The following is a 20,061-nucleotide window of genomic DNA, read 5'->3' as shown; positions in this document are numbered from 1 at the left end:
GACCGGGTGGGTGGATTCCGGTTGCGTAACCCGCCCCCTGGCGTGAGCGTTGAGCTGGCAGATGGTTAATCTGCTTATTCGTCGATCGCGGTGGGACATTTTCAGGAGGCCACTATGGGTGCGCTCCTCTGGCTGTTGATTCCGGTTCTCGCCGCGCTCGCCGCCGTCCTGTGGAGCACCTGGGCACAACGCAACCGCAAGAGCGGCGGTGACATCGCGGAACTCGCCGGATACGAACGCTTCCGGGCCGCGATGGAGCGCGAGCACTCCGGATCCGATCTGGTCTGACCCGACGGCCGCCCGCCGCACCGGAACGTCCGGGCGGCGGGCGGCCGTCGGCCGATCGCCTCGTACGGACGGCCCCGCGAGCCGGTTGTCATACCCGTCCCGTACTGTCGTTCCATGCCACGCCGCACCGCGACGCTGCTCGCCTCGACACTGATGCTGATCGCGCTGCTCTGCGCCGGGGTGCTCATTCCCGTGCCGTACGCCGAGATGTCACCGGGCCCCACCGTCAACACCCTTGGCGACCACGACGGCCAGCCGGTGCTGCGGATCTCCGGCCACAAGACGTATCCGACGACCGGTCACCTCAACATGACCACCGTCCGCGTCACCGGCCCCGACTACACCATGAATCTCCTGGAAGCGGTCTACGGCTGGCTCGACCCCGACGCCGCCGTCGTCCCGCACAAGACGCTCTACCCCGAGGGGCAGACCGCCGAGCAGGCCGACCAGGAGAACGCCGAGGAGTTCTCCCAGTCCCAGGAGAGCGCCAAGGTCGCGGCGTTGAAGCAGCTGAACATCCCCGTCGCCACCCAGACCGTCGTCGCCTCCGTGCTCAAGGGCAAGCCGGCCGACGGCCTGCTGCACGCCGGCGATGTGATCAAGGCCGTGGACGGTACGCCGGTGAAGGCGCGGGACGACGTCACCAAGCTCGTCACCCGTCACAAGCCCGGGGACAAGGTCGTCTTCACGGTCATCCCCGCCAAGAACGCGGCGGCGGACGAGAAGAAGGGGAAGCAGCCCGGGAGCGGCCGCAAGGACATCACGGTCCCGACGGTGAAGGCCGACGGCCGCGCCCTCGTCGGCATCCAGGCGGGCGTCGACCACGTCTTCCCGTTCACCATCGACGTCAAGCTCGCCGATGTGGGCGGCCCCAGCGCCGGGCTGATGTTCGCCCTCGGCATCGTCGACAAGCTCAGCGAGCAGAACCTCACCGGCGGCAAGTTCATCGCGGGCACCGGCACCATCGACGACGACGGCAAGGTCGGCCCGATCGGCGGTATCTCCATGAAGACGGTCGGCGCGCGCGCCAAGGGCGCCGAGTACTTCCTCACCCCGAAGGACAACTGCGCCTCCGCGGCGAAGGACACCCCCGAGGGGCTCACCCTCGTCAAGGTCGACACCATAGGTGACGCCGTCAAGGCACTGCAGAAGATCAGCAGCGGGCATCCCGAGGGTCTGCCCAGCTGCTCCCCGTCCCACTAGGGCATCGCACGCCGGGCGGGGCGCGGCGGGCGCGCCCCGGGGCCGCGTCCGGCGTACGGGGGAGTCATCCCGTACGCCGCCCGCCCCGGGTCACGCCTCGAACGTCGCCGCCAGCGCGTCCGCGAGGCCCGGTACCAGCGAGGCGCCCGTCAGCACCTCGGACGTCGCGTCCTTCTCCCGCAGCCGCAGCGCCGACTCGCGGTCACCGTCACGCAGCACGGCCACCGTCATCCGGACCTCCTGACGGTCCGGGTGCTCGGCCACCCACGCGGCGAGCTGCTTCTCGTCCAGCCCGGCGGGCACCGCGTCCTCGGCCGACGGCGGCAGCATCAGCCGCTCCACGGTCAGCGCGCACCCGGCGACCGCGTCCGGCCAGGCGATGGTGGCGAGGAATTCGTCGAGCGGGGTCCCGGCGGGGATCTCGTCCTGCTCGACAGGGGTCAGCGACGCGGCCGCGTCGTCGTCGATGCCCAGCTGGGAGGCGAGTGCGGGCTCCTGTTCCCGCAGCTTGGCGGAGTCCACGAGGGCGAAGAGGCGGGCGGGCTGGTCCCAGCCCAGTCCGGCGCTGTACTCGTCGATCTCGAGTACCGCGCGGGTCAGCGGAGAGGCGGCGAGCGGGGTGCCGTCCACGGGGAGGTTCGTCATGTTTCACATCGTGCCCTGTGAACCCCGGAAATCGGGAACCGGGTAAAGCCTTCGTAAGTTGGTTCAGTGGGTCCTACTATCTCCGGGCCTGTTCCACACGACAGCGATCTTCGAGGTGCGCACCTTGGCTTTCCAGATGCCGGACCGCGGCGGAGGCCCCACCGGGCCGCGGATGAGAGTCGGCCGGCCGTCGCGGCGGGCCCGGACCCTCTTCATGACGGTGGGCGTGCTGGCCGTCCTGGCCATGCTCTTTGTGATGTTCTCCGGGTTCTGGACCGACTGGCTCTGGTACCGCTCGGTGAAGTACGCCTCCGTCTTCACCACCACCCTGTGGACGAAGATCGGCCTCTTCGCCGTCTTCGGCGTGCTGATGGCCGTGGTCGTCGGCGTGAACATCTGGCTGGCCCACCGCCTGCGGCCGCCGCTCAGCGCGATGTCCATGGAGCAGCAGAGCCTGGACCGCTACCGCATGAGCCTGGCGCCCTTCAAGAAGTGGGTGCTGCTGGCGATCGCCACGGTCGTCGGACTGGTCGCCGGAGCCTCCGCGTCCGGTGAGTGGCGCACCTGGCTGCAGTGGATCAACGGCGTGCCGTTCGGCCGGAAGGACCCGCAGTTCGGCAAGGACGTCGCGTTCTACGCCTTCGACCTGCCCTGGTACCGCACCCTGCTGAGCTTCGGCTTCGCCGCCGCGGTGCTCTGCCTGGTCGCCGCCGCGCTCACCCACTACCTCTACGGCGGACTGCGGCTCACCAGCCCCGGCCAGCGCGCCACCGCCGCCGCCACCGGCCATCTGTCGGTGCTGCTGGGCATCTTCGTCTCGCTCAAGGCCATCGCGTACTGGCTCGACCGCTACGGCCTCGCCGTGAAGTCGAGCGGACTGCGCTCCGCCGACGGCTGGACGGGCCTGCGGTACGTCGACGCCAATGCCTACCTCCCGGCGAAAACGATCCTGTTCTTCATCGCGGCGATCTGCGCGGTGCTGTTCTTCGCGACCCTGTGGCGCCGCACCTGGCAGCTGCCGGTGATCGGCTTCGGCCTCATGGTCCTCTCGGCGGTGCTGATCGGCGGCCTCTACCCCGCGATCGTGCAGAAGTTCCAGGTCCAGCCGAACGAGCAGGCCAAGGAAGCGCCGTACATCCAGCAGAACATCAAGGCGACGCGGGACGCGTACGACATCCAGGACTCGGAGGTCACCGGCTACAAGGGTGACTACCAGCCCGGCAGCAAGACCGAGAGCCAGAAACTCCGGGACAACGCCGACACCACCGCCAGCATGCGGCTGCTCGACCCGAACGTCGTCTCCCCGGCGTTCCAGCAACAGCAGCAGGTGCGCGGCTACTACCAGTTCCCCTCCACCCTCGACGTCGACCGCTACAAGGACAAGGACGGCGCCGAGCAGGACACCGTCATCGGTCTGCGCGAGCTGAACATCGCCGGTATCCCCGAGCGCAACTGGATCAACGACCACTTCAAGTACACCCACGGCTACGGTGCCGTGGCGGCGAAGGGCACCGAGACCTCCGAGGGCGGCGGCCCCAAGTACACCGAGTCCGACCTGCCGTCGAAGGGGCAGCTGCCCAAGTACGAGCAGCGGATCTACTACGGCGAGAAGACCACGCAGTACTCCATCGTCGGCGGTCCGCAGAAGGAGCTGGACTACTCCGACGACAGCGGTGAGAAGAGCTACACCTACCGGGGCAAGAGCGGCGTCAGCCTCTCCAACCCGGTCAGCCGCGCCGCCTACGCGGTGGCGTTCGGCGAGCCGCAGATCCTCTACTCCGGCGCCATCGGCGACGGCTCGAAGATCCTCTACAACCGCACGCCCAAGGAGCGCGTCGAGGCGGTCGCGCCGTGGCTGACCATCGACGGCGACGCCTACCCCGCGGTCATCAACGGCCGCGTCCAGTGGATCGTCGACGCGTACACCACCAGCAACGGCTATCCGTACGCCTCGCGGACCACGCTCGGCGACACCACCGCCGACTCGCTCACCAACGGACAGCGGGCGGTGATGGCCCAGCAGAACCAGGTCAACTACATCCGCAACTCCGTGAAGGCGACGGTCGACGCGTACGACGGCACCGTCAAGCTCTACCAGTGGGACAAGGCGGACCCGGTCCTCAAGACCTGGATGAAGTCCTTCCCCGGGACGGTCGAGCCGCGCAGCAAGATCAGCCCGCAGCTGATGGAGCACCTGCGCTACCCGCAGGACCTCTTCAAGGTCCAGCGGCAGCTGCTGACGACGTACCACGTCACGGACCCGGGCACCTTCTACACCGGCTCCGAGCGCTGGCAGATCCCCAACGATCCGACCAACAAGTCGGGCAACTCCGTGCCGCCGTACTACCTCAGCATGAAGATGCCCGACCAGAAGGACCAGACGTTCTCGCTGACGACGACGTTCACGCCCAACAAGAGGGACAATCTCGGCGCGTTCATGGCCGTCGACGCGAACGCCACCAGCGGCGACTACGGCAAGATCAGAATCCTGAAACTGCCGTCCGAGACACCGGTGCCGGGCCCGCAGCTGGTGCAGTCGAAGTTCAACTCCGATCCGCAGATCGCCAACGAACTGAACATCCTCAAGAAGTTCGGTGACTCGGAGATCGAGTACGGCAACCTGCTGACCGTGCCTCTGGACGGCGGTCTGCTCTACGTCGAGCCGGTTTATCTGCGCGGCGCCAACACCAACTACCCGCTCCTGAAGAAGGTGCTGGTGAGCTACGGCGACAACAAGCCCGTCCTGGAGAACTCCCTCAAGGACGCGCTCGACGTCGTCTTCGGCAAGAAGGCACCGACCAGCACCACACCGGGCGAGGAACCACCCGCGGGCGGTGAGACGACCCAGCCACCGTCCGACCAGACGGTGCAGGAGGCGCTGACCGACGCGCAGAAGGCGTACGAGGCGGGCGAGAAGGCCCGGGTCGACGGCGACTGGAGCGCGTACGGCGAGGCGCAGAAGAAACTCAAGGAGGCGCTGGACCGCGCCGCCGCCGCCGAGAAGAAGGCGGGCAAGAAGGGCGGCGGCTCGGGCGGCTGACCGCCTCCGCCGCCCGCGGTGGCCGCCGGACACCCGGCGGCCACCGGGCACCGCCGACGTGGGGCGGGGTTTGTGCGAGGCCCCGCCCCGCGTCGTGGTAGGTTGAGGACACAACGACGCGGGGTGGAGCAGCTCGGTAGCTCGCTGGGCTCATAACCCAGAGGTCGCAGGTTCAAATCCTGTCCCCGCTACTGAAGACGAAGGCCCGGATTCCTCAGAGAATCCGGGCCTTCGTCATGAACGCGGCCGCATCGGGTACCCGCCCGGCGCGACCGCGTTCTCCCTGCGTGCGACCGGGTCGAACGGCCGATGTGGGGAACCTGTGTGCTGGAGTTTGGCAAGTCGTTGTGTCGGGAAGTCGACAAAACGCTGAAGTGACCTCGCCGGGTGCTGTATACCAGGTGTACGAGGGTTACGGGTGGTGCGACGATGGCTCTTATGGGGGACAAGGCAAGGTTGTTGGAGACGGACCGGTTTGTGCATGCGCCCGACGAAGGGCGCGCATCCGAGTTGCCGATGGACGAGATGGACGCCGCGGAAGCGGCCGAGGCGTCGGAGGCGGTGACCGAATCCGGTCACCGCCGCGCCGCCGAGGCCGGTGACACCGCGGCCATGAGCGCACTGGGCGCACTGCTGCTGCGCCGGGGGGACCTCGACGGCGCCGAGCCGCACCTGCGCTCCGCGACCGTCGCGGGCGACCGCGCGGCCGCGAACAACCTCGGCGTGCTGCTGCACCAGAGGGGGTACACCGACGAGGCGGCCGGCTGGTGGCGGATCGCCGCGGTCGCCGGTTCCGCCGCCGCGGCACACGCCCTCGGGCGGCACCACCGGGAGCGCGGCGACGAGCCCGCCGCCGAGTACTGGCTGCGCCAGTCCGCCGAATCGGGCCACTGCCTGGGCGCGTACGCCCTCGCCGACCTGCTCGAACACCGCGGGGACGTGGGCGCCGAGCGCTGGTTTCGCACCGCGGCCGAGCGCGGGCACCGCGAGGCGGCCTACCGCCTCGCCCGGCTCGTCGAGGAAGGGCGCGGCGGGGACGGGCGTACCGCGACCGCCTACGGCGAGCTGAGCCGTGAGGCCGAGGCGGAGCAGTGGTACCGCCAGGCCGCCGCGCGCGGGCACCGGCGCGCGGCGCTCCAGCTCGGCACGTTGCTGGAGGAGCGCGGCGACGTCCAGGAGGCGGGCCGCTGGTACCTCTCCGCCGCCCAGGACGGCGAGGCGAAGGCCGCCTGCGCGCTCGGCTTCCTGCTCCGCGACGCGGGGGACACCGAGAGCGCCGCGGAATGGTGGCGCCGCGCCGCCCAGGACGGCGACGGCAACGCCGCCAATGCCCTGGGCGCGCTCCACGCCGACCGCGGAGAACTGCAGACCGCCGAGCGCTGGTACCGCGCGGCGCTCGACGCGGGCGACGTCAACGGTGCCTACAACCTCGGGCTGCTCTGCGCCGAGCAGGGCCGGGCCGGGCGCGGTGAGCAGTGGTACCGCCGCGCCGCGTACGCCGGTCACCGCGAGGCCGCCAACGCCCTGGCCATCCTGCTGCTCCAGCGCGGTGACGCGGCCGGCGCCGAGCCGTGGTTCTCCAAGGCGGCCGAGGCCGGCAGCGTGGACGCGGCGTTCAACCTCGGCATCCTGTTCGCCGGGCGCGGCAGCGAGCGCGCCGCGCAGATCTGGTACGAGCGGGCGGCCGCGGCCGGGCACACCGAGGCGGCGCTCCAGGTCGCCATCGCGCAGCAGCGGGACGGCGAGGACGAGGCGGCGGAGCGCAATCTGCGGTGCGCGGCGGACGGCGGCAGCGCGGAGGCGGCGTTCCGCCTCGCCGACCTGCTGGACCGCCGGGCCGCGGAGAGCACGGACCCCGACGACCCGTGGCCCACGGGCCAGGCGCGGACGCCGGACGCGGAGTCCAGTCGCTGGTACGAGAAGGCGGCCGCCCAGGGGCACCGCCGCGCCCAGGTACGGGTTGGCATGTTCGCGGCGGCCCGGGGTGAGACGGTCGAGGCGGCCCGCTGGTACCGCGCCGCCGCTGAGGCCGGCAGTCGTAACGGCGCCTTCAACCTCGGGCTGCTCCTGGCCCGGGAGGGCAGTCTGCCCGAGGCCGCCCTGTGGTGGCAGCGCGCCGCCCGCGACGGTCACGGCCGGGCCGCACTCCGGCTGGCGTTGCTGGCCGCGCGGCGCGGGGCGCTCGCCGAGGCCGGTACGTGGTGTGCGCGCGCCGTGGAGCTGGGGCCGCCGGAGGTCGCCGAGCGCGCGGCCCGGCTGCGCGCCGCGCTCCAGGAGGAGCTGAGCGCCTGACGGCGCTCTCCGGTGGCGGTGCCGGTCGGGGCGCCGCCACCGGGGCGGCGTCCCGAGCCGCGCTCGGGACGCGGATTTGCGCTGGTCGTCGACGTGGGGCTAGAGTAAACATCGCAACGGCGCGGGGTGGAGCAGCTCGGTAGCTCGCTGGGCTCATAACCCAGAGGTCGCAGGTTCAAATCCTGTCCCCGCTACTGAAGGCGAAGGCCCGGATTCTTTCGAGAATCCGGGCCTTCGTCGTATGCGTGGAGGGTGTCGCACGCCGGGCGCGGGCATGGCAACGGGCCCGCACCCGGGCGGGGTGCGAGCCGATCAAGGGGGCGGGGCGGCCCGGACGGGGGCGGGCCCGCGGTGCTCAGGAGGTGGCGGCGCAGGTGGGGCACAGGCCCCGGTAGGTGACCGTCACCTCGGAGACCTGGAAGCCGTACCGCTCGGGCTCGGGGAGAGCGGAGAGCGGGTCGCCGTGGAGGTGGACGTCCCGGATGGTGCCGCAGCGCGAGCACACCAGGTGCTGGTGGTCGTGGTGGGCGTTGGGGTCGTAGCGCTTGGCGCGGCCGTCCGTGCTGACTTCCAGTACCTCGCCGAGCGAGACCAGCTCGCCGAGGGTGTTGTAGACGGTGGCGCGGGAGATCTCGGGGAGCCGTTCGGTCGCGCGGGCGTGCACCTCGTCGGCGGTGTAGTGGACGTGGTCGCCGTCCAGCACCTCGGCGACCACGCGCCGCTGCGCGGTCAGTCGCCAGCCGCGGTCCCGAAGCCGTTCCAGCAGGTCACTCATGCCATTCACCTATCAGTCAGATACGCCCAGGGTAACAGTGCACCGTCCATCACCGGATCAGGTACGACTCTCGGTCCCTTCTTGACTTAGACAATGTCCAATGTAGGATCGGCGACGGCGCAAGCCAAGGGCAGGTAGCAGACTTCAGGAGGCGCACGTGTCGGTAGAGAGCACCACGGGACCGCTGACCACGGAGTCCGGAGCTCCGGTTGCGGACAACCAGAACAGCGAGACGGCCGGCCTGGGCGGACCCGGACTGATCCAGGACCAGCTCCTGATCGAGAAGCTCGCCCACTTCAACCGCGAGCGGATCCCGGAGCGCATCGTCCACGCCCGCGGCGCCGGCGCGTACGGCACCTTCACCGTCACCGCGGACGTGACGAAGTACACCCGCGCGAAGTTCCTTTCCGAGGTCGGTAAGCAGACCGAGACATTCCTGCGGTTCTCGACCGTCGCGGGCAACCTCGGCGCGGCCGACGCGGTCCGTGACCCGCGGGGTTTCGCGCTGAAGTTCTACACCGAGGAGGGCAACTACGACCTCGTCGGCAACAACACCCCGGTGTTCTTCATCAAGGACGCCATCAAGTTCCCCGACTTCATCCACACCCAGAAGCGCGACCCGTACACCGGCTCGCAGGAGGCGGACAACGTCTGGGACTTCTGGGGCCTGTCGCCCGAGGCGACGCACCAGGTGACGTGGCTCTTCGGGGACCGCGGCATCCCGGCCTCGTACCGGCACATGGACGGTTTCGGCTCGCACACCTTCCAGTGGAGCAACGAGGCGGGCGAGGTCTTCTGGGTCAAGTACCACTTCAAGACCGACCAGGGGATCAAGAACCTCACCAGCGAGGAGGCCGCCAAGCTCGCCGGTGAGGACCCCGACAGCCACCAGCGTGACCTGCGGGAGTCCATCGAGCGCGGCGACTTCCCGAGCTGGACGGTGGGCGTGCAGATCATGCCCGCCGCCGAGGCCGCGAACTACCGCTTCAACCCGTTCGACCTCACCAAGGTGTGGCCGCACGCGGACTACCCGGTCATCGAGATCGGCAAGCTGGAGCTGAACCGCAACCCGCAGAACATCTTCGCCGAGGTCGAGCAGTCGATCTTCTCCCCGCACCACTTCGTGCCGGGCATCGGCCCCTCGCCCGACAAGATGCTCCAGGGCCGTCTCTTCGCGTACGGCGACGCGCACCGCTACCGCGTCGGCATCAACGCCGACCACCTGCCGGTCAACCGCCCGCACGCCACCGAGGCGCGCACCAACAGCCGGGACGGTTTCCTGTACGACGGCCGCCACGCGGGTGCGAAGAACTACGAGCCGAACAGCTTCGGCGGTCCCACCCAGACCGGTCGGGCGCTGTGGGAGCCCTTCCAGCTCTCCGGTGCCACCGGTGAGAGCGCGGCGCCCTCGCACGCCGAGGACGACGACTTCGTCCAGGCGGGCAACCTCTACCGCCTGATGTCGGAAGAGGAGAAGGAGCGGCTGGTGGGCAACCTCGCCGGCTTCATCGCCAAGGTCTCCCGCGACGACATCGCCCAGCGTGCGATCGAGAACTTCCGCAAGGCGGACGCGGACTACGGCAAGCGGCTCGACGCCGCGGTCCAGGCCCTGCGCGGCTGACCGGCCACCCCGTGCACGGGCCGGCTCCCTCCGGGGCGGGCCCGTGCACGGGCGGCCACCCGCTTGCCGTACCAGCCGAAGAGGCCGGATGCCATGGGGCTCCGGCCTCTTCGTACGTTCGGTACCGGGTGCGGCGTCAGCTGGGGGCGTCGCCCACGTACGACAGCAGATCCTCGTGGAGCAGGCCGTTGGAGGCCGCGGCGTTGCCGCTGTGCGGGCCCGGCCTGCCGTCCAGCCCGGTGAAGCGGCCGCCGGCCTCCTGCACCACGACGGCGCAGGCCGCCATGTCCCACAGCGACAGTTCCGGCTCCGCGCAGATGTCCACCGAGCCCTCGGCGACCATCATGTAGGGCCAGAAGTCGCCGTACGCGCGGGTGCGCCAGCAGTCGCGGCTCAGGTCGAGGAAGCCGGGCAGCTTGTTGCGCTCCTCCCAGCCGGTCAGCGAGGAGTACGCGAACGAGGCGTCCCGGATGCTGCCGACCTCGGAGACGCGCAGGCGGCTGGCGGAGGTCAGACTGCGGCCGGTGAAGGCGCCGAGCCCCTCGGCCGCCCACCAGCGACGGCCCAGGGCGGGGGCGGAGACGATGCCGACGACCGGGCGGTCGCCGCCCGTGCCCCGCTCCATCAGCGCGATCAGGGTGGCCCAGACCGGGACCCCGCGCACGTAGTTCTTGGTGCCGTCGATCGGGTCGATGATCCAGCGGCGCGGGCCGGTGCCCTCGGTGGTGCCGAACTCCTCGCCGAGGACGGAGTCACGCGGCCGGGCCCGCTGGAGATGACCGCGGATCAGCTCCTCGGCGGCCTTGTCCGCCTCGCTGACCGGCGTCATATCCGGTTTGGTCTCCACCTTGAGGTCGAGCGCCTTGAACCGCTCCATGGTGGCGGCGTCCGCGGCGTCCGCGAGAACGTGTCCGAGACGGAGATCATCGTGATAGTCGGGCATGTACGAACAGTATCTACTGGTATACGCCGACAGCCACATGGTCGGGCTCCGCGGGGCGGATAGGCCCCGGACGGCCGCACGCGGCGCCCCTTGACAGCCCCTGACGGCGCCTCAATTCTGTGCGCACACGCCCCGTCACCCAGGGGAGGCGACGATGCCGACAGCGCGGGAAGCCCTGCTCGACGCCGCCTACGCGGCGCTCGCGGACCGGCCCTGGGCGGTGGTCCGGATGGTCGAGGTGGCCGCCGCCGCCCGGGTCTCCCGGCAGACCCTCTACAACGAGTTCGGCAGCAAGGACGGGCTGGCCCGCGCGCTGGTGCGCCGTGAGACGGACGCCTATCTGGCGGGGGTCGAGCGGGCGTTGGGCGGGACGCCGGGCGGCCCGGCGGGGCTCGGCGGCGCGGCGGCCCGGCCGGGTGTGCCGACCGGACCACCCGGTGACGGAGCGGACCGGGTCGCCGCAGCCGCCACCTGGACGCTCCGTACGGCTCGGATGAATCCGCTGGTCAGGGCGGTGCTGACCGGGTGCTGGGGAGACCGGTTGCCGCCCCGGACCGCGGCCGCGCCGCCCCCGGCGCGGCGCCGTGGCGTACGGCGGTCCGTCCCGGCGCAGCGGTCGGGAGGGGTGGACGAGAGGGAGGCGCCTCCCGGGCCCGCCGATCTCGTCGGGCGGTTCCGGGAGCGCGCGGTGGCGGCGCTGGCCCCGCACTGGCCGGACGAGGAGTTGCCCGCGCTGGACGCCGCGTGTGAGGCGGCCGCCCGGCTCACCCTCTCCTGTGTGGTCGCGCCTGCGGGGGCGGATGCGCCGGAGCCTTCCTGGTCGGGGCCCGGTCGGGGCGGTGCCCGTACGGCCGTGGCCGGTGGTGGCCGGGACGCGGAGAGCGAGGCGGTGGCGCGGTTGGTGCGTGGGGCGTTCGCCGGGGTACGGGGGAGGGGCGGTTCGGGCGGCTGACCTGGTGGGACGGCGGGTGAGGTGGGTGGTGTGGCTCGCGCCCGGCCGGGGGTGCGCCCCGGGAGGTGGGGCCGGGTGGCGGCCCGGCGGGTCCCCGGCCGGGCGCGGGCCGGGTGGGGAGGGCGGAGAGCCGTGGCCCCGCGCGGGGCCGGAAAGCGTGCGATGCCGCGGCCCGGCCCCGGAGAGCGCGGTGGCTGTGCCCTCAGATGGACCGGCCCCGGGCGGTGTGGCCCGGAAGGACCGGCGGGCGCCGCGGGTCAGTGTGCCGAGCCCGAGAGCTGCAGGCCGATCACGCCGACGATGACGAAGCCGATGGAGACGAGCTTCAGGGTGGAGACCAGGTCACCGAGGAAGACCATGCCGTAGACGGCGGTGCCGGCGGCGCCGATGCCCGTCCACACCGCGTACGCCGGGCCGACGTCCAGCTTCCGCAGGGACAGGGTCAGCAGGCCGAAGCTGCCGAGGGCGAACGCGGCGAACGCGATGGTCGGCCAGAGGCGGGTGAAGCCGTGCGACAGCTTGAGGCAGACGGCGAAGCCGGTCTCCAGGAGACCCGCCACCACGACGAGCAGCCACGCCATATCCCATGCCTCCGTCAGTCGGTGACCGCTTCGTCCGCTTCGGTGTGATTATGCAGTTACCTCGGACGGTGGGCAGGGGATTGGGCGGCTCAGTCGCCTTCGCGTCGCTCGCGGGTCGCCAGGAGCCGGCGCAGCGAGTACAGCCGCGCCGGATCGGCGTGCCCCTCGGCGACCCAGTCGTCCAGCGCGCAGTCCGGCTCGTCGTGACTGCAGGCCCGGGGGCAGCCGTCGGTGCCCGGCACCAGATCGGGGAAGGCCAGCACCACACGGGACGGGTCGACGTGGTGCAGCCCGAAGGAGCGGACGCCCGGGGTGTCGATCACCCAGCCGCTGTCACCGGGCAGTGGCAGCGCCAGCGCGGAGGTGGTGGTGTGACGGCCGCGTCCGGTGTGCGCGTTGACATGGCCGGTGGCCCGGCGGCGCTCCGGCACCAGGGCGTTGACCAGCGTCGTCTTGCCCACGCCGGAGTGGCCGACGAACGCGGTCATCCGCCCGGCCAGCCGCTCGCGGACCCGGTCGGCGGCGGAGCCGTCGGCCAGCTCGTCGCGGTTGGTGACGAGATAGGGGACGCCGAGCGCACCGTAGGAGGCGAGGAGGGCGTCGGCCGGGGCGAGGTCCGACTTGGTCAGCACCAGCAGCGGATCGAGCCCCGCGTCGTACGCCGCCACCAGACAGCGGTCGATGAGCCGGGGGCGCGGCTCCGGGTCGGCGAGGGCGGTGACGATGGCGAGCTGATCGGCGTTGGCGACGACGACGCGCTCGTACGGATCGTCGTCATCGGCCGTCCGGCGCAGTGTGGAGGTGCGCGGCTCGACCCGCACGATGCGGGCCAGGGTGTCCTTGGCGCCGCTGAGGTCGCCGACGACCGCGACCCGGTCGCCGACGACGGCGCTCTTACGGCCCAGCTCACGGGCCTTCATCGCGGTGACCTTGCGGTCGTCGATGAGGACCGTCAGCCGCCCCCGGTCGACGGTCAGGACCAGGCCCTCGCTGGCGTCCTCGTGCTTGGGGCGGATGCTGGTACGCGGGCGGTTGCCCTTGCGGTTCGGGCGGACCCGGACGTCGTCCTCATCGGGGTTCTTGCCGTAGCGGCGCATGGCGGCGGGGCCCTCAGCCTCTCCGGGCGGCCGGTACGGCCGGGTCGAGCATCGCGTTCCACAGCGCGGGGAAGTCCGGGAGGGTCTTGGCGGTCGTCGCGACGTTCTCCACCTGCACCCCCTCGACGGCGAGGCCGATGAGCGCGGCGGCGGTCGCCAGGCGGTGGTCCTCGTAGGTGCGGAAGACGCCGCCGTGCAGCGGGCGCGGGCGGATGTGCAGGCCGTCGGCGGTCTCGGTGACGTCACCGCCGAGGTTGTTCAGCTCGCGGGTGAGCGCGGCCAGGCGGTCCGTCTCGTGGAGCCGCAGGTGGGCGACGCCACGGAGGGTGGACGGGGAGTCGGCGAGAGCCGCGACGGCGGCGATGCCGGGGGTCAGCTCGCCGACCTCGCCGAGATCGACGTCGATGCCGTGGATCGCGCCGCCGCCGGTGAACGTCAGCCCGGCGTCGGTCAGTTCGCAGGAGCCGCCCATGGCGGTGAAGATCTCGCGCAGCGCGTCACCGGGCTGTGTGGTGTGCGCCGGCCAGTCCGGGATGGTGACGCGACCGCCGGTGACCAGCGCCGCGGCCAGGAACGGCTGCGCGTTGGAGAGATCCGGCTCGACGACGAGATCCCGGCCCAGCAGGGCGCCCGGGGTGACCCGCCAGACGTTCGGCTCGCCGCCCGCCTCCGGGGTGTCGACCTGGGCACCGGCGGCGCGCAGCATGTCGACCGTCATCCGGATGTGCGGCATGGACGGCAGCGAGGTACCGGTGTGCCGCACCTCCACACCCTGGTTGAAACGGGGCGCCGAGAGCAGCAGGGCGCTGACGAACTGGGAAGAGGAGGAGGCGTCGATGGCGACCGGGCCGCCGTCGAGGGCACCGGTGCCGTGCACCGTCATGGGGAGCGCGCCGCGCCCGTCGTCGTCGATCCGGGCACCGAGGGCGCGCAGCGCCTCGATGACCCCGCCCAGCGGACGCTCGTACGACCGCGGGTCGCCGTCGAAGCGGACCGGGCCGTCGGCGAGCGCGGCGAGGGGCGGCAGGAAGCGCATGACCGTACCGGCGTTGCCGACGTCGACGGTGGCGGGGCCGCGCAGGCCGGAGGGGATGATCCGCCACGCCTCGCCGCCGCCGGGCTCGGCGGAGCTGGAGGAGGCGGTCTCCTCGATGCCGACGCCCAGGGTGCGCAGCGCCTCGGCCATCAGGAGGGTGTCGCGGGAGCGGAGCGGGCGGCGCAGCCAGCCGGGCTCGGCGGCGAGGGCGGCGAGCACGAGCCCGCGGTTGGTGACGGATTTCGAGCCGGGCACGGTGACGGTCGCGTCGACCGCCCCCGACGCGACGGGGGCGGGCCAGAGGGCGGGGAGTGCGGTGCTCTCGGTCATGCCCTCACTTTAATCGCTGGGCTTTAGTGCCCATCTTGATCAAAAACGGTGCGACTGCGACGTACCTGCGACGCACACCGCGCTGATCAGGCAACAGTCCTGCCACGCCGCTGCTCGTGCCGCCCGCGATGCGCACGATCGAGGGATGCGCACCCGGGGAGGGCCGGTTCCGCGGCGGTCCGGGCCGGACCGGCGGCGCCGGAAGCCCGCCGCAAGGGGTGGGTCAGAGGCCGAGCAGCCAGCGCCCGCCGCCGAACAGCGAGCAGAGCGTCACCACGTGGAAGAAGCCGATCCAGACGAACGCCGGGGCGTGCGTCAGCCGGGCCAGCTGGTCGGGGTCGGAGTCCGGCGCACCGCTCGGCGACCCCGGGCGCGGTGCGGGCCCGCGGCGGCGCTTGCGCTGCAGTTCGAACACCGGCCGGACGCCGCCGAGCAGCAGGAACCACACCGCCGCGTAGGCGAAGGCCGCCTGGACGTCGGCGGAGGTCAGCCAGGAGACGAGGAGGAAGGCGGCGCCCGTGAGGACGACGGTGAGCACCCCGTAGGCGTTGCGGATCATCACCAGCATGACGAGGAGCAGCAGCGTCGCGCCCCACAGCAGCGCCGTGATGTGGCCCGCCGCCAGCAGCGCCGCGCCCGCCAGGCCCAGCAGGGACGGGGTGATGTACCCGGCGGCCGCGGTCAGGATCATGCCGGGGCCGGTCGGTCTGCCGCGCGAGACGGTCAGCCCCGAGGTGTCGGAGTGCAGCCGGATGCCCTCCAGGCGGCGGCCGGTGAGCAGCGCCAGCAGGCCGTGGCCGCCCTCGTGGGCGATGGTCACCGCGTTCCGGGCCAGCCGCCAGGCCGGGTGCGGCAGGACGACGGCCAGCGCCAGCACCCCCGTCGCGACCACCAGCCAGACCGGCGGGTCGGGCTGGGTCCCGAAGACGCGGCTCCCTATGTCGGTGAGGCGATCGGTGTCCATGACGTCCCTTCGTGTGGCCTGGCAGTGTGGCACGCCCCCGGGACGGTACGCGGCGGGCCTTGGCCCCCGGGGCACGGCAGGGCGCGGAGCGGGAACGGGGAGCGGGAACGGAGGGGCGCCCGGCGGCGGTCCGCGCGCCGGTCGTACCGGGCCGCCGGCCGCCCCGGCCGCCTAACCTGGTGGAGCAGCAGGTCGAAGGGGTGGATTGCGGTGTGTGGCAGGTACGCGGCCAGTCGTGGGGCCGAAGAGCTGACGGAGACCTTCGGGATCGGGCATCTGGTGCCCGAGGAGACGCTCGCACCGGACTACAACATCGCCCCGACCGTCCCCGTACAGGCGGTTCTGGAGCGTCCGCTCAAGGGCGCCGCGGCGCAGGCGTTCCCTCCGGGGGCGCCGGTGCGGCAGCTGCGGACGCTGACCTGGGGCCTGGTGCCGTCGTGGTCGAACTCGCCGGACGGCGCCGCGCGGATGATCAACGCCCGCTCCGAGACGGTCCACGAGAAGCCCTCCTTCCGGCAGGCGTTCGCCGCCCGCCGCTGCCTCCTCCCCGGGGACGGCTACTACGAGTGGGTGACCGCCCCCGAGGAGCGTGAGCTGGAGGAGCGCGGGGTGAAGAAGCGCCCCCGTAAGCAGCCGTACTTCGTCACACCCGCCGACGGTTCGGTGATGGCGATGGCCGGGCTGTACGAGTTCTGGCGCGACGCCACGCTCCCCGCCGATCATCCGCGGGCCTGGTGGGTGACGTGCGCGGTCCTCACCACGGCGGCCGAGACCACGCCGCTGGCCGGGGCGGACGGCGGCGAGGGGCCGCAGTCGCTGGCCGACATCCACCCCCGGATGCCGCTGGTGATGACGCCCGACCGCTGGGACGCCTGGCTCGACCCGGCCCACACCGACCCCGACGGGTTGCTCGCTCTGCTCGCCCCGCCCCCGGCCGGGCTGATGCGCGCGTACCCGGTGCCGACGGCCGTCAGCAACGTCCGCAACAACGGCCCGGAGCTGCTCACCGAACTCGACGGGCCCGAGGTCGGCACCCTGTTCTGAGCTGCCCCGGGGGAGAGGGGCATCGGCCCCGGGACGGGCGGCTTCCGGACCGGTCCTCCCGGGTGCGCCGCGTCTTCCGGGTGTTCCGGGGCGTACGCCCGGCTCTCCCGTGGAGCCGCCCGTACGCCGCCCGGGGCGGGTCCGCGCGGCCGCGGTGTTCCCGGGGCGGGAGGATGGGCGTATGAGTTCCGGTGAGCACGAGAGCGAGACGGTCGCCACGCCCGTGGGCGAGGCGCGGATCACCTGGTACCGGGCGCCCGTACCGGCGCGGGCGGTGCTGGCGGTGAGCCACGGCGCCGGAGGCGGGATCGAGGCGCGTGACCTGCGGGCACTGGCCGCCGCGTTGCCCGGCCGCGGTTACACCGTCGCGCTCGTGGAACAGCCGTGGCGGGTCGCCGGGAAGAAGGTGGCGCCCGCCCCGAAGACCCTCGACGCCGGGTGGACGGCGCTCTGGCCGGCCCTGGAGAAGCCCGGACTGCCGGTCGTCGCCGGCGGCCGCAGCGCGGGGGCGCGGGTCGCCTGCCGCACCGCGCGCGAACTGGGCGCGCACGCCGTCCTCGCGCTGAGCTTCCCGCTGCACCCGCCGGGCCGCCCGGAGAAGTCCCGCGCCGACGAACTGACCGCCACCGGGGTGCCGGTCCTCGTCGTCCAGGGGGACCGGGACCCCTTCGGGCGGCCCGAGGAGTTCCCGCCCGGTACCGAGCTGCGCGAGGTGCCCCACGGCGACCACGGTTTCGCGGTCCCCAAACGGGCCGGGGTCACCGAGGACGCGACGATGGCGACGCTGACGGACGCCGTGGCGGGGTGGCTCGACGGCCTCTTCGGCTGAGCCGAGGGGCCGCGGGGCTCAGGCCCCCGGCCGGGCCCGCGGCCCCCGGGCACCATGGCCCGAGAACGCACGGTCCGCGCCCCGACCCGCCCGGTCCCGGCCCCACACCGGGACACCCGGGAAGCCCGGCCGCCGCCCACCGGCCGCCGCCCGGCCCCGTGCCCCGGCGCACCGCCGTCCGCCCCCGGGGCGAGGACCCGCCCCTCCGCCCCGGCGCCGGGCCGGGCCGCTCATCCCCCGTGCCCCGGGCCCTCATCCCGCGTGCCCCGGGGCCGGGCGCGGACGTGCATCCGTTCGCCCTGGCGGCCGAAGAGGCTGAGCAGCTCCACCGGCTTGTCGTCCGCGGGCCCGAACCAGTGCGGCAACCGGGTGTCGAACTCGGCCGCCTCACCCGCCTTCAGCTCGACGTCACGGTCGGCCAGCAGCAGCCGCAGCCGCCCCGACAGGACGTACAGCCACTCGTACCCCTCGTGGGTGCGCCGCTCGGGCGGGCCCGGGACCGGGTCGACGACGAGTTTGAACGCCTGGAGGGAGCCCGGCTGCCGGGTCAGCGGGACGAACGTCATGTGCGCCCGGCGCTGCGGGACCGCCCGCACCCGGGGGTCACCGACCTCGGGGGCGCCGACCAGTTCGTCCAGCGGCACCTGATGGGCGCGGGCCAGCGGCAGCAGCAGCTCCAGGGTGGCGCGGCGGCGCCCGGACTCCAGGCGGGAGAGGGTGCTGACCGAGATGCCCGTCACCTCCGACAGCGCGGCCAGGGTCACCGAGCGCTCCTGCCGCAGCCGCCGCAACCGCGGTCCGACCTCGCCGAGCACCCGTTCGTACGCGTCATCCGTCATCCCCCTATTGCCGAACCGGCAAGCCACCTTGTCAACCGCCGCCCTCCGGTGCCCGCCGGGAAAAGACCGCCGCGGGCCGGGAATGCGGCGTGGGGCGCGGCTGTTGACCGTGGCGTAAGACGTCCGAACACCACTCGCGCAGTACGAGGAATGGGAGCCCGCCGCATGGGAATCGCCTGCCCCGCCCGTCCGGCCGCCGATCTGCGATGGCTGCAGACACAGGTACCTCAGGCCGCTCCGGCTGGAGCGGCGGCGGTCCGGGAACGTCGTCTATTCTCCGAATCGAGTGGATCCGCATCCGGATCCGTCACGGTGTTGGAGGAGGTGGGTCCGGTCACCGGTACCGACGCAGGGACCGACGGCGCGGCACAGGAGCACACCGCGGACCGGAAGGAGAGCCCCGCCGAGCGCAACGCACGCTTCGAGCGCGACGCCCTCACCTTCCTGGACCAGATGTACTCCGCCGCGCTGCGCATGACGCGCAATCCGGCCGACGCGGAGGACCTGGTGCAGGAGACGTATGCCAAGGCGTACGCGTCCTTCCATCAGTTCCGGGAAGGCACCAACCTCAAGGCGTGGCTCTACCGCATCCTGACCAACACCTTCATCAACTCCTACCGCAAGAAGCAGCGTGAGCCGCAGCGCAGCGCGGCGGAGGAGATCGAGGACTGGCAGCTGGCGCGCGCCGAGTCGCACATGTCCACCGGACTGCGCTCCGCCGAGTCGCAGGCGCTCGACCACCTGCCCGACTCCGATGTGAAGGCGGCGCTCCAGGCCATTCCGGAGGAATTCCGCATCGCGGTGTATCTCGCGGACGTCGAGGGCTTTGCGTACAAGGAGATCGCGGACATCATGGGGACACCCATCGGCACGGTGATGTCCCGTCTGCACCGCGGCCGGCGCCAACTGCGCGGCATGCTGGAGGACTACGCCCGGGAGCGCGGGCTCGTCCCGGCCGGGGCAGGGGCCGCCACGCAGGCACCGCAGCCGCACGACCGGAAAGGCTCGGGATCATGAGCTGCGGAGATCCGCACGACAAGGACTGCTCCGAGGTGCTCGACCACCTCTACGAGTATCTCGACCGTGAGATGCCGGAGGGCGAGTGCGAGAAGTTCCAGGTGCACATCGACGAGTGCTCGCCGTGCCTGGAGAAGTACGGTCTCGAACAGGCCGTCAAGAAGCTCGTGAAGCGCTGCTGCGGCCACGACGACGTCCCCAGCGACCTGCGGTCCAAGGTCATGGGCCGGATCGACCTGATCCGGGCCGGTGAGACCGTCCCGGAGGTCAGCGTCCTCGACCAGATCCGTCATGACGCGGCCCGGAGTGACACCGCCACCGGCGCCCGGGAGACGGGCGGCGCGGCCGACGCTCCCGCCGCCTCCCCTGAGGCAGCGGCGGAATCCGCCGATGCACCTACCGAGGCAGCGCGCGCCGAATAACGCCGCGTATCACCCGAAGGGATGAGTGGCGGGGTTTTTCTCCGCGCTCGGCCCCCGATGCGCCGTCGTGCCCGCCCGACCCCCTCTATCCTCGCCGCACCCCCCACACCGCACAGGACACTGCGCGGAATCGGGCCGTGGTT

The 20,061-nt window shown here is 72.2% G+C and carries 18 protein-coding genes and 2 tRNA genes; 12 read left to right on the top strand and 8 right to left on the bottom strand.

Annotation, left to right across the window (positions count from 1 at the left end; all coding sequences use genetic code 11):
• Nucleotides 1–114 precede the first annotated feature (114 nt).
• Nucleotides 115–288, top strand: coding sequence for a hypothetical protein (locus ACZ4M8_RS07445; RefSeq protein ID WP_399086130.1), 174 nt, complete (start codon nucleotides 115–117; stop codon nucleotides 286–288).
• 114 nt (nucleotides 289–402) lie between these two features.
• A complete protein-coding gene (locus tag ACZ4M8_RS07440) occupies nucleotides 403–1,491 on the top strand; it encodes a YlbL family protein (protein ID WP_467604155.1) in 1,089 nt (362 codons plus the stop codon).
• Nucleotides 1,492–1,581: 90 nt separating this feature from the next.
• Here the strand turns inward: ACZ4M8_RS07440 and ACZ4M8_RS07435 are convergent, their stop codons facing one another.
• On the bottom strand, nucleotides 1,582–2,136 hold the full coding sequence (locus ACZ4M8_RS07435; protein ID WP_467604153.1) for a PPA1309 family protein: 555 nt from the start codon (nucleotides 2,134–2,136) through the stop codon (nucleotides 1,582–1,584).
• 214 nt (nucleotides 2,137–2,350) lie between these two features.
• Here ACZ4M8_RS07435 and ACZ4M8_RS07430 point away from each other — a divergent pair, with 214 nt between their 5' ends.
• The 4 genes from ACZ4M8_RS07430 (at nucleotide 2,351) to ACZ4M8_RS07415 (ending at nucleotide 7,662) form a co-directional block, all read left to right on the top strand.
• Entirely contained in the window at nucleotides 2,351–5,176 is a 2,826-nt protein-coding gene (locus tag ACZ4M8_RS07430) for a UPF0182 family membrane protein (protein ID WP_467604151.1), read from the top strand.
• Nucleotides 5,177–5,293: 117 nt separating this feature from the next.
• Nucleotides 5,294–5,367: transfer RNA gene (locus ACZ4M8_RS07425), tRNA-Met, on the top strand.
• A 238-nt stretch (nucleotides 5,368–5,605) separates the two neighbouring features.
• Nucleotides 5,606–7,468 (top strand): tetratricopeptide repeat protein, encoded by a 1,863-nt coding sequence (locus ACZ4M8_RS07420; protein WP_467604148.1) that lies wholly within the window; start codon nucleotides 5,606–5,608, stop codon nucleotides 7,466–7,468.
• 120 nt (nucleotides 7,469–7,588) lie between these two features.
• Nucleotides 7,589–7,662 (top strand) — tRNA-Met (locus ACZ4M8_RS07415).
• Between the two features lie 161 nt (nucleotides 7,663–7,823).
• Here ACZ4M8_RS07415 and ACZ4M8_RS07410 read toward each other — a convergent pair.
• Nucleotides 7,824–8,243 (bottom strand): Fur family transcriptional regulator, encoded by a 420-nt coding sequence (locus ACZ4M8_RS07410; RefSeq protein WP_399086115.1) that lies wholly within the window; start codon nucleotides 8,241–8,243, stop codon nucleotides 7,824–7,826.
• 157 nt (nucleotides 8,244–8,400) lie between these two features.
• On the opposite strand from ACZ4M8_RS07410, the gene ACZ4M8_RS07405 reads away from it, so the two are divergent.
• Complete coding sequence (locus tag ACZ4M8_RS07405; RefSeq protein ID WP_467604145.1) at nucleotides 8,401–9,864, top strand: catalase; 1,464 nt, start codon at nucleotides 8,401–8,403, stop codon at nucleotides 9,862–9,864.
• A gap of 136 nt (nucleotides 9,865–10,000) precedes the next feature.
• On the opposite strand, the gene hisN is transcribed toward ACZ4M8_RS07405, so the two are convergent.
• Nucleotides 10,001–10,807: a histidinol-phosphatase gene (gene hisN / locus ACZ4M8_RS07400; protein ID WP_467604142.1), complete on the bottom strand. Its 807-nt coding sequence runs from the start codon at nucleotides 10,805–10,807 to the stop codon at nucleotides 10,001–10,003.
• 154 nt (nucleotides 10,808–10,961) lie between these two features.
• Here hisN and ACZ4M8_RS07395 point away from each other — a divergent pair, with 154 nt between their 5' ends.
• Entirely contained in the window at nucleotides 10,962–11,759 is a 798-nt protein-coding gene (locus ACZ4M8_RS07395; protein WP_467604139.1) for a TetR/AcrR family transcriptional regulator, read from the top strand.
• Nucleotides 11,760–12,016: 257 nt separating this feature from the next.
• Here ACZ4M8_RS07395 and ACZ4M8_RS07390 read toward each other — a convergent pair whose 3' ends face one another.
• The 4 genes from ACZ4M8_RS07390 to ACZ4M8_RS07375 form a co-directional block, all read right to left on the bottom strand.
• Entirely contained in the window at nucleotides 12,017–12,340 is a 324-nt protein-coding gene (locus ACZ4M8_RS07390) for a DMT family transporter (protein WP_467604136.1), read from the bottom strand.
• 89 nt (nucleotides 12,341–12,429) lie between these two features.
• Entirely contained in the window at nucleotides 12,430–13,437 is a 1,008-nt protein-coding gene (rsgA, locus tag ACZ4M8_RS07385; protein WP_467604133.1) for a ribosome small subunit-dependent GTPase A, read from the bottom strand.
• Nucleotides 13,438–13,450: 13 nt separating this feature from the next.
• Nucleotides 13,451–14,803 carry a 3-phosphoshikimate 1-carboxyvinyltransferase gene (gene aroA, locus ACZ4M8_RS07380; protein ID WP_467604130.1) on the bottom strand — a complete coding sequence of 451 codons (1,353 nt, stop codon included), beginning with the start codon at nucleotides 14,801–14,803 and terminating at the stop codon, nucleotides 13,451–13,453.
• 223 nt (nucleotides 14,804–15,026) lie between these two features.
• Nucleotides 15,027–15,767 carry a M50 family metallopeptidase gene (locus ACZ4M8_RS07375; protein ID WP_467604128.1) on the bottom strand — a complete coding sequence of 247 codons (741 nt, stop codon included), beginning with the start codon at nucleotides 15,765–15,767 and terminating at the stop codon, nucleotides 15,027–15,029.
• 210 nt (nucleotides 15,768–15,977) lie between these two features.
• On the opposite strand from ACZ4M8_RS07375, the gene ACZ4M8_RS07370 reads away from it, so the two are divergent.
• Both ACZ4M8_RS07370 and ACZ4M8_RS07365 read left to right on the top strand, forming a co-directional pair.
• The gene (locus ACZ4M8_RS07370) at nucleotides 15,978–16,811 is read left to right on the top strand and encodes an SOS response-associated peptidase (protein WP_467604126.1); all 834 of its coding nucleotides are present in this window, start codon (nucleotides 15,978–15,980) and stop codon (nucleotides 16,809–16,811) included.
• A gap of 181 nt (nucleotides 16,812–16,992) precedes the next feature.
• The gene (locus ACZ4M8_RS07365; protein ID WP_467604124.1) at nucleotides 16,993–17,640 is read left to right on the top strand and encodes an alpha/beta hydrolase family protein; all 648 of its coding nucleotides are present in this window, start codon (nucleotides 16,993–16,995) and stop codon (nucleotides 17,638–17,640) included.
• Nucleotides 17,641–17,870: 230 nt separating this feature from the next.
• Here the strand turns inward: ACZ4M8_RS07365 and ACZ4M8_RS07360 are convergent, their stop codons facing one another.
• Nucleotides 17,871–18,479, bottom strand: a complete 609-nt coding sequence (locus ACZ4M8_RS07360) for a helix-turn-helix domain-containing protein (protein ID WP_467604122.1) — start codon at nucleotides 18,477–18,479, stop codon at nucleotides 17,871–17,873.
• Nucleotides 18,480–18,803: 324 nt separating this feature from the next.
• On the opposite strand from ACZ4M8_RS07360, the gene ACZ4M8_RS07355 reads away from it, so the two are divergent.
• Nucleotides 18,804–19,496, top strand: coding sequence for a sigma-70 family RNA polymerase sigma factor (locus ACZ4M8_RS07355; RefSeq protein ID WP_399096799.1), 693 nt, complete (start codon nucleotides 18,804–18,806; stop codon nucleotides 19,494–19,496).
• Nucleotides 19,493–19,918: a mycothiol system anti-sigma-R factor gene (gene rsrA, locus ACZ4M8_RS07350; RefSeq protein ID WP_467604119.1), complete on the top strand. Its 426-nt coding sequence runs from the start codon at nucleotides 19,493–19,495 to the stop codon at nucleotides 19,916–19,918. Before ACZ4M8_RS07355 ends, rsrA begins: the two co-directional genes overlap by 4 nt.
• Nucleotides 19,919–20,061 lie beyond the last annotated feature (143 nt).

The organism is Streptomyces sp. NPDC027185 (assembly GCF_055567035.1).
This window is presented reverse-complemented; position numbering and strand designations above follow the sequence as displayed.

Excerpts from the sequence above, each read along its gene's own strand:
- ACZ4M8_RS07440 (WP_467604155.1), top strand. The coding sequence starts at position 403 with ATGCCACGCCGCACCGCGACGCTGCTCGCCTCGACACTGATGCTGATC.
- ACZ4M8_RS07360 (WP_467604122.1), bottom strand. The coding sequence starts at position 18,479 with ATGACGGATGACGCGTACGAACGGGTGCTCGGCGAGGTCGGACCGCGG.
- rsrA (WP_467604119.1), top strand. The coding sequence starts at position 19,493 with ATGAGCTGCGGAGATCCGCACGACAAGGACTGCTCCGAGGTGCTCGAC.
- rsgA (WP_467604133.1), bottom strand. The coding sequence starts at position 13,437 with ATGCGCCGCTACGGCAAGAACCCCGATGAGGACGACGTCCGGGTCCGC.
- ACZ4M8_RS07410 (WP_399086115.1), bottom strand. The coding sequence starts at position 8,243 with ATGAGTGACCTGCTGGAACGGCTTCGGGACCGCGGCTGGCGACTGACC.
- ACZ4M8_RS07390 (WP_467604136.1), bottom strand. The coding sequence starts at position 12,340 with ATGGCGTGGCTGCTCGTCGTGGTGGCGGGTCTCCTGGAGACCGGCTTC.
- ACZ4M8_RS07435 (WP_467604153.1), bottom strand. The coding sequence starts at position 2,136 with ATGACGAACCTCCCCGTGGACGGCACCCCGCTCGCCGCCTCTCCGCTG.
- aroA (WP_467604130.1), bottom strand. The coding sequence starts at position 14,803 with ATGACCGAGAGCACCGCACTCCCCGCCCTCTGGCCCGCCCCCGTCGCG.
- ACZ4M8_RS07445 (WP_399086130.1), top strand. The coding sequence starts at position 115 with ATGGGTGCGCTCCTCTGGCTGTTGATTCCGGTTCTCGCCGCGCTCGCC.
- ACZ4M8_RS07430 (WP_467604151.1), top strand. The coding sequence starts at position 2,351 with ATGACGGTGGGCGTGCTGGCCGTCCTGGCCATGCTCTTTGTGATGTTC.
- ACZ4M8_RS07420 (WP_467604148.1), top strand. The coding sequence starts at position 5,606 with ATGGCTCTTATGGGGGACAAGGCAAGGTTGTTGGAGACGGACCGGTTT.
- ACZ4M8_RS07395 (WP_467604139.1), top strand. The coding sequence starts at position 10,962 with ATGCCGACAGCGCGGGAAGCCCTGCTCGACGCCGCCTACGCGGCGCTC.
- ACZ4M8_RS07375 (WP_467604128.1), bottom strand. The coding sequence starts at position 15,767 with ATGGACACCGATCGCCTCACCGACATAGGGAGCCGCGTCTTCGGGACC.
- hisN (WP_467604142.1), bottom strand. The coding sequence starts at position 10,807 with ATGCCCGACTATCACGATGATCTCCGTCTCGGACACGTTCTCGCGGAC.
- ACZ4M8_RS07365 (WP_467604124.1), top strand. The coding sequence starts at position 16,993 with ATGAGTTCCGGTGAGCACGAGAGCGAGACGGTCGCCACGCCCGTGGGC.